A 12,089-nucleotide genomic window follows, 5' to 3' on the forward strand; every position below is an offset into this window, starting at 1 on the left:
TGTGGCTCTTTTTAGATGTGTCCGCAAAAGCAGGGGAAGACCAGATGTCTCTTCTTCACCAAAAGAGGAACAAGAGAAATCTAAGTATTTAAAAATCTTCACTGTGTATTCCAATGAAGTCTATGGTTTTTCTTTTAATTATTCTAATGATTGGATTATTTATTCACCAACGGAAATATTAGAAAAAACCAACGGGGCTTTTAAACCCAGCGCCACATCTGTAATTTTCGTTGTTAACAAAGCAGATCCAGACAAAAATATTAATTTCCAAGTTATGAAAACGGAGAAGAAAGGTGTTCTTACGGAAAGCGAATTAGATCGGATGGCTAGTGACTTTGAGGAGTATTACTCATCTCACGTCATCAAATTTAAAAAACTATCGAGCCAAAACATAACCGTCGCTAACGTGAACGCCGTTGAATATATTTTTGAATCCTCAAAAATGGGTAAGACATTGAGGCAGAAATCCATTAATTTTTTGATTAATAACAAATTTCAAACCATTAGCTTTACTGCCAGGGCACCAGATTTTGAGAAAACAAATAAGAATTATTACATGCCCTTGATTGACAGCATATCTGTTTTTTAGCTTGCTATCCCGTATGGTCAAAAAACTCGAAACTCCTGTTTTGATCGGAAGTACCAAGTAGCCTGAGCTGTGCATGGTGATTAGGAATTCGCCATGCACAGGCGGAGATTGGGGTGAGCATCGGAATGATAACGGAGGTAAATCAAAACCCCTCTTGAACCCTTAGCTTGGTTCCTCTCTTGTAAACATATTTCTTTGGTTTGCTCAGAAAACCACCAGGTTTATATTGAGGGAGGTGAGGTCGGATATTTCAAACATCCATTCCCCTTTGGGAAATTTCTGCTTCAATTGAGAAGTTGGGCCAAATAGGCCTTGGCTTTTTTTATCTGATGCAGTAGAGCGGACAGGCTGCTTTGAAGGCCTTATTTCTGAAACATGAAGGGCTATGTTGAAGAAGAAGGCAGGAAAAGCATCGAATGGCTACCTTCACCAAACTGTACCCAAAAATGTAACCTAATTGAGACAACTCCCCCAAACTCTATGCAACTAGATGCAATCTTCGGTAGAATCTGATTCGATTGATTTATCAGAAGAATCCTCTGATTTATTGGAAGATTCTTCTTCACTTAATTCTTGGTATTTTAGATCTTGAAAACCGGCGTGGTGAAAGCCACCGTGGGTTCGAATCCCACCCCCTCCGCCAGCCTTCGCCAAGGCTTCGGCTGGCAGGCCAGCACAAAAATACCGAAGACTTTGCCCAGCTGGCCAGCACAGAAGAGAGCGAAGGAGGACACAGCCACTTTTTCACAATGAAGTATGGCTATCTCATCAAAAGCGATTCACATCTTAAGCAGAGTTACATCGGTATCACTTCCGATTTAAACAACGACTGGCCATTCACAACGGTGGCGGATCTGTTCATACGTCGAAGTTCAAGCCTTGGAAGCTCATAACCTTTAGCGCCTTTTCTGAGGACTCAAAAGCACTTGCGTTGGAACGCTACCTCAAAACCGGGTCAGAAAGAGCATTCGCCAAGAAAAGACTGTGGTAATCGGGATATTTCCCCTTCATAAAGTGACCGGAGCCACGACGTGACATTATTTTTTAGTCATACTGGATTAAGACAATAGAATATACTGTTCACTATATCCCCATTAAGGAGCACACATGTCGAAGACTCTTCCATCCTGGGACCTTCACGGCCTCTTGCGCCATCCAACCAAAGACTTCAAGCGGATCACCAAAAAGCTTGACTCCCTGATTTCCGAACTCGAGGCAGCACGACCGCAGTTATCGCCCGATATTTCTGCCGCCCGTTTCAATGAAATCTGGGAGCAATACGAAACCGTCACCGAGCACATGACGACGTTGCGGGCTTTTTCGTTTTTATGGTTTTCAGAAAATACAAAAAATCAAGAAGCCCGGGCATTTGACACCCAGGTACGAAACAGACTGACAGACTGTTCCAATCGTCTGGTCTTTCTTGACCTCTGGTGGCAAAGCCTCGATCCCACCAACGCGGCCCGGCTGACCGCAAAAGCCGAGCGGTTTCGGTATCATCTGGAGACCTTGACTCGTTTCACACCGCATACCTTGAGTGAATCTGAAGAACGGATTTTGACCATTAAGAGTACGACGGGTCGCCAGGCTCTCGAAACATTGTATGGCGTCACCACAAATAGTTTGACATTTCCCATGAAAATGAAAGGCCGGACGACCCGTCTGACCCGCGAACAACTCATGGGATATGTCCGCCATCCATTGGCTTCGGTTCGTCGAGGAGCCTACCACGCGCTATTCAAGGTCTATGGTGAACACCGGGATGTCCTTGGAGAAATGTATAAGAGCCTGGTTCAGGATTGGGGAAATGAAGGCCTCACCTTGCGGCATTACGCTTCGCCTATGGCCGTGCGTAATGTCACAAATGATGTCCCCGAAAAAGCCGTTGATGCTCTGCTTAAAACCTGCCGGAAGAATGCCGTCATTTTCCAGGAATATTTTCGGTTAAAGGCACGGCTACTGAAGATAAAACAGTTTCAACGTTACGATTTATATGCTCCCTTCGCGGCGAAGAAATCCAAATATTCTTTTGCCAGGGCGAAAGAGTTAGTGATGGAAGCGTATCAAGCCTTTTCCCCGGAATTGGCCCAACGGGCGAAGCGGGTTCTTGAAGAGAATCACCTTGATGCCGCGATTCGGCCCGGCAAAATGGGCGGGGCTTTTTGCTATAGCGTGCTCCCCACGCAAACTCCTTATGTCCTGGTGAATTTCACCGGAGAACCCCGTGATGTCTCGACCTTGGCGCATGAACTGGGTCATGCCGTCCACGCGATGATGGCAAGGGAGCATTCCATCTTCACGTTTCATTCGTCGCTCCCTCTGGCGGAAACGGCCTCTGTGTTTGGCGAGCACCTGCTCTCCGATTTACTTCTCCAACAGGAAAAGGACCCGAAGGTCAAGGCGGGACTCCTTGTCGATCAACTCGACGATGCGTATGCCACCATTATGCGACAGGCCTACTTTGTTCAATTTGAACGGCAAGCCCATCACATGATTCAACAAGGCGCGACCATTGATGCTCTCGCTCAAACCTACCTGACGCTTCTTCGGGAGCAATTCGGGCCTCGCCTACCCGTGGACAAGGAGTTTCAATGGGAATGGTTAGCCATTCCTCATATCTTTGCCAGCCCGTTTTATTGCTACGCCTACAGCTTTGGCAGCCTATTAGTCCTCTCGTTGTTTCAACGCTATCAAGCAGAAGGGCCTTCGTTCGTCCCACGATACCTACAATTGCTGTCAGGAGGTGGGTCGGCCAGTCCTCAAGACCTGCTCAAACCCCTACAGGTAGATATTACCTCTACGACATTCTGGCAGGCGGGATTTACACGGATCCGTGGGCTGGTCAATGAACTGGAACGAAGTATGCCGTGAACGTTTTGGACGACATCCTGCGATGTCTGAGAGGCTGTTGAATATTTCTCATATTTTGCCTTAGATGAATCACGGAAACCCCAACGAGGAAAAATAAGGGAGTGTTCAAAATGGCTCGTCCAGCAAGGCCGCAGCCGCTTGGGCGAGCGGAGCGTACGGAGAAGTACGTGAGCACGTTCAAGCGGCGAGAACGCCGCTGGCGGCATTTTTCAACACTCGCTCTAGGAAATTCCAGCTTGGCGCTGAAGCCACCGGACATAACCAATAATCTGCGTGACGTCATCCGCAGTCACCCCTTCGATCTTCGGCATGTTCCCAAACTTCCAATGGTGGGCTTTGACCCCTTGAGCCGCAGCTCGCTGAAAAGCGAAATCCGCATGGTGACTGGGCTCATAAATTTTATGCACCAAGGGGGGACCTTGAGCCGTTCCCACGGCCTGCACTCCATGGCAAGGAGAACAAAAGGTATTGAATTTTGTCTCGCCGTCTTTGAAATCTTCTGGCAGGTCTTTCTCTACCGATACTTGGGCGATGGTAGCAGGCGGAGAGGATTCCCGGGCATTCGTCCCATTCTCAGAACATCCAACGACAATCCAACAAAGAACCCCTGCCACACCGCTGAGTATTGTTCGCCTAGAATAATTGTTCATGTCCACGTTCCTTTATACCAGACCCGTTCGCAATCAGAGGGGGCCACGGTCCCACATTTATCCGGCGAGTAGCGGATCAGGAAGTTGTGCCTCCTTAAATCCTTCTCGACGAATCACGCAACTATCACAGTGTCCGCATGGTTGGTTTTGTAGACCTGGATTATAACAACTATTGGTCCATTGAAAAGGCACCCCTAAGGCATGCCCTTTTTCGATGATCTCACGCTTGCTCAAAAAGAGTAGCGGGGCGAGAATGTCGACCGGTTGGCCTTCCAATCCCATTCGGGTGCCAAGACGAGCCACCTCCTTGAAGGCCTGAATAAATTCCGGACGGCAATCCGGATAGCCGGAATAGTCACGAATATTGGCCCCAAAAAATATGCTGGTGGCATCCAACACCTCCGCATAGGCCAGCGCCAGGCTCAAGAAAATTGTATTTCTGGCCGGAACATAGGTGACGGGAATTTGCTGTGCACGTTCCCGTCCGGTTCGATTGGTGGGGACGGGAATCTGATCGGTTAGCGCGGATCCACCAAAGGCTCGCAAGTCCAATTGAATAATTTTGTGTTCTTTGACCTCAAAATATTCAGAAATTTTTTGCGCACATTCGATTTCCGTTCGATGGCGTTGCCCATAATCAACAGTTAAGAAATACAGCTCATATCCTTCTGATTTGGCAATGGCGGCCGTCACCGTCGAATCCAACCCGCCACTTGCCAGAACAACAATCTTTGACATGAGCTTATCAGAGCCGCCCTTGCACTCTTTTTCTCCCGCCTATCAAATGGATCTGGATTTTTTTGTACAGGAATGATTAGTCACAGGCTCAAGTGTTGGTGGGAGGATAGTTGAAGGCGAAAAACACCAATGCCAATTTGGATGGGTGTAAGCCAATTCCAGCTAGACATGAAAGAACAGAAGCGGCAAACCTGATAATTATTGCCGCTGTTCCGATCGTTCAATCTTTTCCATCAGTTCACGTTTAGATTTACACTCGACGCATAAACGGGCAAACGGAAGCGCTTGCAAACGCTTTTCATTAATTTCTCCGCCACATTCCGCGCACACGCCATAGGTACCTTCATCCAAACTATCCAAGGCGTCATCAATCAATTGTCGTTCACGGTTTCGCATTTCCTGAAGCGAAATCCCCATTTCGCGATCCAAATCCACCAGCGCCTGGTCCCCGCTATCCATGGCGGCTTCCAGCCGGCGTTGTTGTTCTTCTGTCACTGATTGTCCAAGCTGTTGTTTGATTTCTTGAATCAGCGCTTCTCGTTTCGCCAGGAGAATTTCCTTTAATGCGACATGACGATCTTCTGTTGGCGCTTTCGCGGGCTTCCGCGAGGCGGGAGTTGGGGAAGTGGCTTTTGAGGGGCCTTTTGCCGGACCTTTTTTTGTTCCGGCGGAGGCCGTTGTTTTGGTTTCTTTCTTGACTGGTCTTTCGGCCATACTACATTCCTTTCTTCCTTCCAAAGTTAACCATTCTCTCACACGACAGGAGGATGTATTGCGGACACCTTCCCCGTTGCATCATGCGGCAATACGATAGTCCATGTTCTTACTCATAGGTAATCAGGGAGTGAATGTCACACCCGTTCAATTTGTTTCGTCCATCGAGCTTCAGCAATTCGACTAAAAATACCACGCCGGCAATATCGCCACCCAATTGCTGAATCAGGTGGACGGTCGCCCCGGCCGTCCCTCCAGTGGCAAGGAGATCATCAACCACAAGCACTCGCTCTCCCTTTTGAATCGCATCACGATGAATCGCCAAAGTCGTCGAGCCATATTCTAAATTATAATTGACTTCAAACACATCGGCCGGCAATTTGCCGGGCTTCCGAACAGGAACAAAACCGGCTTTCAAGTGATAGGCTAATGGGCTCCCCAAAATAAATCCTCGCGATTCAATGCCAACCACTCTGGTAATACCGGCATCCTGATAGTGACGAATGCACTCATCGATGATGGAACGAAAACAAACAGGATTATTTAATAAGGGCGTAATATCGTAAAAAAGAATACCCGGCTTAGGAAAATCCGGGACTTCCCGAATATGTGCTTTATAGTTCATAAAATAACGACTCGACCTTAATAACGACCATGAATGGTTCCATTTTTGAGATTGGAATAACCCAATCCCCATGCCTCCATCCCTTACAGAGAAGTACGAAGGACATTAAACCCTTCAGTTTGCCTGTTTGGGTCTTTCCAGTCAACCGTTACCTGAAGAACTTGAGAGAGAGGAGGTCCATCGTGAATGGCTTCAAGAAAGGTATGAACAGATGCTTGAGGCCCTTCTACTTCCAATTCGACTCCTCCTTCAGCACGGTTTCGCACCCACCCATGTAATGCCATTTTGTTGGCCTGCATTTGCACAAACGCTCGAAACCCGACTCCTTGAACTTTTCCACTGACACGGGCATGAGCCCGAACAATCGCTTCCATTTGCTCTTCCACGTTATTTGACCTGGCCCCTTCCACCGGATTCTGTGCTCCCAGAATTTTTTATGCCATGGTTCGCGGCATAATCCAGTAGCAGTTGCTTTCCAACCTTCGTGCCTTCCCGGATACAATCAGGGATACCGATGCCATACAAGCCTGCTCCCGTTACATACAGACCTGGAGAATGGGCTAACTGTTCCTGAACCCTAGCCAACCGGTCCCGATGTCCGAGCACATATTGAGGCATTCCCTGGCGCCATCGATGGACTTCTGTATAGGTCGGGGCAGCCGTGATTCCGACCATAGAGAGCAATTCTCCACGAACACATTTCACAAGGGAGCTATCATCCTGCTCCACAACCGTCTCTCGCCCTCGCCCTCCGAGGTAACAACGGATCAGCGTTTCTCCAGCCCGGCTGCGATCGGGCCATTTCAACGAAGTCCAGGTTGCGGCTAGCAATGAGCGTTGTTCTTTCCGAGGCACCACAAATCCGAATCCTCGTATCTGTGAAGCAATAGACTCAGCGGAATAGGCCATAGAAATCGTCGCGGTCGAAGCATAGGGAATCCCATCTAACAGGTTCGCTGTTTCGGGGCGAATTGCACGAAGTAAACGAGCGGTCTGATATGCCGGAGTGGCCAACACGACCGCATCAGCCGGAAGCCGATTTCCATTCTCCAACATGACGTGAAATTCCCCTGACTCCAGAGTCGGAGATTGAATTTCCAGACACCTGACCCCTGCCATCAACCCTACTCCACGTTTGCGCAACGCCTCCACCACAGCCTGAATGAGTTCACTTAATCCACCACGAAGCGACATAAACATGGTCATGGCTGCGCCGGAGGAAGGCGGGGCCGGGGGCGCGCTGGCCAGAGCCTTTCGCATGCCCTTAATGACACTGCCATGTTCGCGCTCTAATTCGCGAAATCGAGGAAAGGTCGACTCAATACTCAGTTCATCTGCATCCCCGGCATAGATACCTGCCACCAACGGTTCGATTACATTTTCAAAGGCTTCGGTGCCAAATCGTCGACGAAAAAACTTTCCCAAAGATTCGTCTGCCGTCCAGGGATTCTGCTTTGGCCAAAACCGTTCGGCAGCCATGCGAAGCATCCCCCCCCAGGATAAGAGCCCGCTGGAAACAAGCGTATCAATCCGTCGGGGCCGAAAGGCCAATAAGCCTTGTGGCAGTTCTCGCAAAGCTCCCCGGCAAAATGAAAATGTCCGATTGTGTTGGGGGTTGGTAGAAATCAACTGATCCTGAAGTCCTAACGTGCAACACATTTCCAGAGCCCAGGGCTTGGAAGTCAGGAACGAGTCAGGTCCACCTTCAATCAGATAGTTGTCTGTCACATGTGTCAGAATTTTTCCACCCCACCGAGGCTCTCGTTCAACGACTGTGCATTGAACGGGTGTCTGTGTTTTCGCACCCTCCTCCGTGAGAGCATAGGCCGTGGCCAGCCCGGATATCCCCCCTCCGACAATGACGACTTGATATGGAATTTTCCTCATGAAGTCCCAAGTAATCAGAAAGGAAATGCATGTATGTGGCTAAGATTTTGAAGTAAACAGGTTTTCATGGAGGAAGGGAAGAAATCGGACAGGGGAAAAGTCCCGCTACATCATTCACGTGAGGAAGCCGTTGAATACCGGCGAACACATTCAATGGCAAATTCAACGCTGTGTAAAGGGGTATTGGGAAGAATTCCGTGACCCAAATTAAAAATGTGACCGGGTCTGCCGCCGGCTTGCTGCATAATATCCTTCACCCGACGCTCGATTTCTTTTTCTGGGGCGAACAGAACCAGGGGATCCAGATTGCCTTGAATACTCACATCAAACCCGATAGTGCCCCATGCTTCATCCAAACGAACCCGCCAGTCGACACCCATCACATCGCTTCCCGCCTTTCGCATCAGCGGAAAAAGTCCGGTCGTCCCCGTTCCAAAATAGATGAGGGGAATCCCCTCAACCCGTAAGGCAGAAAAAATATTTTGCACATGAGGAAGGACGTATTCTTCATAATCGCCAGGACTTAAACAACCGACCCAACTGTCAAAGAGTTGAATGGCTTGTGCGCCTGCTCGACTTTGTACTCGTAAATACTCCACGACAACCGCCGACAGTTTGGACATCAATTGATGCCACACGGTCGGCTGCGAGAACATTAAGTGCTTAGTTCGGGCATAGTCACGCGAGCTTCCGCCTTCAATGGCGTAACTGGCTAATGTAAACGGCGCTCCGGCAAATCCCAGTAATGGAACTCGATTATCGAGAGCCTGAAGTGCCTGGCGAATGGCTTCTCCGGCATAGGCAAACGCCTCGCCATCGACCGGACGCAGATCCACTATGCCCATCTCACCTCGTATCGGGTTATCAATGACCGGACCCTTCCCCTCAACAAATTCCAGGTGTAATCCCATGGCTTGGAGGGGCAATAGAATATCCGCAAAAATGATCGCCGCATCCAGATCAAAGCGATTAATAGGTTGCAGCGTGACCTCGGCAGCTAACGCAGGCGTTTTGCATACCTCCAAAATAGAATGCTTGCGCCGGATAGCCTGGTACTCTTCCATGTATCGGCCCGCTTGCCGCATAAACCAGACAGGGGTTCGGTCTACGGGCTGACGCAAGCAGGCTTTTAAAAATCGATCATTCATGGCGGGCATTCTACGAATGGCAAAAGAGTGAGTCAATCAATAACGACCACGGGTGGCGTGACTGGTCAATATGCACAGATCAATTTTCTGAGACCACCAATTACCATGAAAATTTCATCCCTGGCCTTGGGGTACACAAGACCACAACACAAACTCGCATCTGGTCATGGCAGGAGAGGTGTGAGCTCTTGCCGGATCCGCTGAGCCTGGGCTTCCACGGCATCTTGTTCAACTTCAGACAGAAGCCACGCCTCATCTGGTTGCAGCTCAATGCGATAATGTTGTTGATGAGCAGAAAACCATTCAAAGTAGGGATGGGGTTCAAGAAGAGGATGCGGATCAAACGACATGAGACTGACTTTTCCTAATTGAGGGACGGAAAAATCATATAACGATTCTCCTGCCTGAGGATCATCTAAAAAGCGAGGGTTACGAAAACCAATCGCCTTTCCGGCAATCTCTCCAACAAAATCACCAACTAAATACACATCCACGGTCTCAAGCCCGGCAAAGGTGATTTGCCCAATAACGGATCCGACAATCCGATTGTCTAAAAATCCCTCCTTGACCCACCGGGCATTCGCAAATTTCTCAGCCATACAAATACATTATTCAATAAGAACGAAGAATCCTGTTCATGGATTGATGAACCGATTATCCGCAAACACGAGTTACGGTTTACATAGGGGACATTTGAGTTGGAGGGAGGCATCAGTATTTTCCAAATATTCCAGAGCCGTATCCTTATCCGGATATTCGGTCCACCCACCCTCCCAAAAGTCAGACCGATGCGGGCCAGACGGCACCTCCGGGCAACGATCCCGATGGATCGTCGCTTCATCAAGTGATCGTTTCAAATGGATCCAATACCCCATAGTCATGCTGCTCCTTCACTGGATGATGAGCCGAACCTGCCCCATAGGCACAATCAAAGATGGACGTTGGAACAACCTGCCAGGAATATAACGGAGAGGGAGCCTGCCCTGCCGGAATTCAGTTGTCAACAAACTGCCACTCATCTTTGTCCAAAAAAACCTTTTGGCCGGCATCAAGCTTGGCCTGCTGTTCCTTATCAAAAAACTGCATATACCGCTCAATGCGATCTGGATCGTCAATGCGCTCCTCCTTGACCATTCCAGTGGGCAATTTAAATTTCCGGATTAACACCGACATGACTCATTCCTCCAAAAATTGTCTGTAATAAGACCAACGAAAAATTATAGTGAAATCATAAACTTGCCGTCAATCTTTTCTGAATAAATTCAGACACACCTCAATTAACTATTGGCCACGTCAATACCATCTTCGATATACTCGAACTCTGACGGAGATATCATTCATGTTCATCCTCGTATAATTTCAAAGGAGTTATGTATGCCATTATATGAATATGTCTGCGAAGGGTGCGATCATCATTACGAGGCCATGCAAGCCCTGAGCGTAAAACCGGAAGAAACGCTTTGCCCAAAATGCAACACAACCCAAAGCCGACGAATTATGTCCTCGTTTGCGTCGAAAATTGTGGGAACGCATAAACCAGGATTCGCTGAAGGCAAAGCCTATAATATGCTGAATGAACGAATGGATAAGTTTTCCAAACTCCCCCCCATTATGGGCCAGCGCGCGGCCCCGACCGAGGCCAATTCCCAACCCTCCGGAGGAGAATAGGATGAAGCCTGGGCGGCCCTTTGAATGGTCGTCGCCCAAGATTTTCTGACTTCCACATTCCTCTCCCCTTGACATTTATTTCCATAAACCGGAAAGATGTGCCCGTTTTTTATTCTTGGTGATAACTTTTTCTGTAGTTTCGACCACTTGCGCAACGGTAGTTCTTGCTAAGGAACCTAAGAAATATGGCAGCCACCAGGCTCTTTAACAATATTGTGGGCAAGGTTTCTTTTGTGGTCGGGATAGGTTTTCTTTGGGGACTCATTCTTCCAGTGGTCCCTGTTCATTCAAAAGAATCTCCTAACTCAGAGCCTCCCCTTACGGTTCCATCTCCGATTTCAGGGACCATTCTCATCGTTGGAAATGGACCAGAGCGATATCTCCTGGAAATTCTGGCTACGGAATTTGAGTCCCGTCATCCCTCTGTTTCCGTTGATATTTTTTGGCATCCCAACGCCAAGCCAATCCGAACTATCGAACTCAACGAAGCCGACATTGGCATTACGGGGGAAGAGGTTCCTTCTCTCAGATCTACGGCAATTGCCAGAGACGGGGTCGCTGTCTTAACTAATTTTTCAAACCCGGTGAAAGAAATGACCACCCAGCAGGTGGCGGATGTCTTTTCCGGAAAAATCCGGTATTGGTCTCAGGTCTATGAAGAAGCCCCTCAAACCAAAATCGTGCTGATCAATCGAACCACGAATGAAAATATTCGACAAGGTTTCGAAAAGACGTTAGGCATTCCAGATGGGATTCCGCGTTCCGCCTATCGAGCTGGAACCGAGGATGAAGCCATTAAATCGGTAAGTGGAAATCTTGAAGCCATCACGTTTGTATCCATGACTCCGGCTCTCCGGGCGAAAGAAGATGGAGTCGCGATCAATCTTCTGTTTATTAATCGCGTGGAGCCGGAAGTACAAACGGTCCTGGATAATCGCTACCCACTCCAACGACCCGTGATGCTCATCACCAATGCCCAACCTTCACCTCAGGCCCAGGCCTTTGAACAATTTGCCCTCTCACGGGAAGGCCAAAGCTTGATGCGAAAAGGCAAATTTTATCCACTTCTTACCAGCCAATAATTGGCGGGAAACCCTGATTCGGTTGTCCATCTTCTGATACCATCTCAGCCTTGTGAAAAAGACCGGAGCATCACCTGCCACGGGCATTTATCTCAAATTCTTACGACACAACACTAG

General features: G+C 48.5%; 16 protein-coding genes. 6 read left to right on the top strand and 10 right to left on the bottom strand.

What is annotated here, in order from left to right; all coding sequences use genetic code 11:
* Position 1: 1 nt before the first annotated feature.
* The 4 genes from LX98_RS09265 (at position 2) to LX98_RS09280 (ending at position 3,460) form a co-directional block, all read left to right on the top strand.
* Complete coding sequence (locus tag LX98_RS09265; RefSeq protein WP_496428628.1) at positions 2-589, top strand: PsbP-related protein; 588 nt, start codon at positions 2-4, stop codon at positions 587-589.
* A gap of 518 nt (positions 590-1,107) precedes the next feature.
* Positions 1,108-1,482, top strand: a complete 375-nt coding sequence (locus tag LX98_RS09270; protein ID WP_496428629.1) for a hypothetical protein — start codon at positions 1,108-1,110, stop codon at positions 1,480-1,482.
* Positions 1,425-1,580, top strand: a complete 156-nt coding sequence (locus LX98_RS09275; RefSeq protein ID WP_496430585.1) for a GIY-YIG nuclease family protein — start codon at positions 1,425-1,427, stop codon at positions 1,578-1,580. Before LX98_RS09270 ends, LX98_RS09275 begins: the two co-directional genes overlap by 58 nt.
* Positions 1,581-1,696: 116 nt before the next feature.
* Positions 1,697-3,460, top strand: a complete 1,764-nt coding sequence (locus LX98_RS09280; RefSeq protein ID WP_496428630.1) for a M3 family metallopeptidase — start codon at positions 1,697-1,699, stop codon at positions 3,458-3,460.
* A 221-nt stretch (positions 3,461-3,681) separates the two neighbouring features.
* Here LX98_RS09280 and LX98_RS09285 read toward each other — a convergent pair whose 3' ends face one another.
* The 10 genes from LX98_RS09285 to LX98_RS09330 all read right to left on the bottom strand — a co-directional run bounded on the left by LX98_RS09285 (position 3,682) and on the right by LX98_RS09330 (position 10,395).
* Positions 3,682-4,110, bottom strand: a complete 429-nt coding sequence (locus LX98_RS09285) for a c-type cytochrome (protein ID WP_496428631.1) — start codon at positions 4,108-4,110, stop codon at positions 3,682-3,684.
* Between the two features lie 57 nt (positions 4,111-4,167).
* Positions 4,168-4,848 (bottom strand): 7-cyano-7-deazaguanine synthase QueC, encoded by a 681-nt coding sequence (queC, locus tag LX98_RS09290; RefSeq protein WP_496428632.1) that lies wholly within the window; start codon positions 4,846-4,848, stop codon positions 4,168-4,170.
* Positions 4,849-5,046: 198 nt separating this feature from the next.
* The gene (locus LX98_RS09295; protein ID WP_312641248.1) at positions 5,047-5,562 is read right to left on the bottom strand and encodes a TraR/DksA family transcriptional regulator; all 516 of its coding nucleotides are present in this window, start codon (positions 5,560-5,562) and stop codon (positions 5,047-5,049) included.
* 109 nt (positions 5,563-5,671) lie between these two features.
* Positions 5,672-6,187, bottom strand: coding sequence for an adenine phosphoribosyltransferase (locus LX98_RS09300; protein ID WP_496428633.1), 516 nt, complete (start codon positions 6,185-6,187; stop codon positions 5,672-5,674).
* Between the two features lie 83 nt (positions 6,188-6,270).
* Complete coding sequence (locus LX98_RS09305) at positions 6,271-6,561, bottom strand: acylphosphatase (protein ID WP_496428634.1); 291 nt, start codon at positions 6,559-6,561, stop codon at positions 6,271-6,273.
* Positions 6,562-6,574: 13 nt separating this feature from the next.
* Complete coding sequence (gene hemG, locus LX98_RS09310; protein ID WP_496428635.1) at positions 6,575-8,074, bottom strand: protoporphyrinogen oxidase; 1,500 nt, start codon at positions 8,072-8,074, stop codon at positions 6,575-6,577.
* Between the two features lie 110 nt (positions 8,075-8,184).
* The gene (gene hemE, locus LX98_RS09315) at positions 8,185-9,222 is read right to left on the bottom strand and encodes a uroporphyrinogen decarboxylase (RefSeq protein ID WP_496428636.1); all 1,038 of its coding nucleotides are present in this window, start codon (positions 9,220-9,222) and stop codon (positions 8,185-8,187) included.
* A 164-nt stretch (positions 9,223-9,386) separates the two neighbouring features.
* The gene (locus LX98_RS09320; protein WP_496428637.1) at positions 9,387-9,821 is read right to left on the bottom strand and encodes a hypothetical protein; all 435 of its coding nucleotides are present in this window, start codon (positions 9,819-9,821) and stop codon (positions 9,387-9,389) included.
* A 72-nt stretch (positions 9,822-9,893) separates the two neighbouring features.
* The gene (locus LX98_RS09325) at positions 9,894-10,097 is read right to left on the bottom strand and encodes a hypothetical protein (protein WP_496428638.1); all 204 of its coding nucleotides are present in this window, start codon (positions 10,095-10,097) and stop codon (positions 9,894-9,896) included.
* A 118-nt stretch (positions 10,098-10,215) separates the two neighbouring features.
* Complete coding sequence (locus LX98_RS09330) at positions 10,216-10,395, bottom strand: hypothetical protein (RefSeq protein ID WP_312641234.1); 180 nt, start codon at positions 10,393-10,395, stop codon at positions 10,216-10,218.
* A 201-nt stretch (positions 10,396-10,596) separates the two neighbouring features.
* Between LX98_RS09330 and LX98_RS09335 the strand changes: the two genes are divergently transcribed.
* Positions 10,597-10,890, top strand: a complete 294-nt coding sequence (locus LX98_RS09335; protein WP_312747467.1) for an FmdB family zinc ribbon protein — start codon at positions 10,597-10,599, stop codon at positions 10,888-10,890.
* A gap of 185 nt (positions 10,891-11,075) precedes the next feature.
* On the top strand, positions 11,076-11,972 hold the full coding sequence (locus LX98_RS09340) for a substrate-binding domain-containing protein (protein ID WP_496428639.1): 897 nt from the start codon (positions 11,076-11,078) through the stop codon (positions 11,970-11,972).
* Positions 11,973-12,089: the final 117 nt, after the last annotated feature.

The organism is Nitrospira marina (assembly GCF_059568365.1).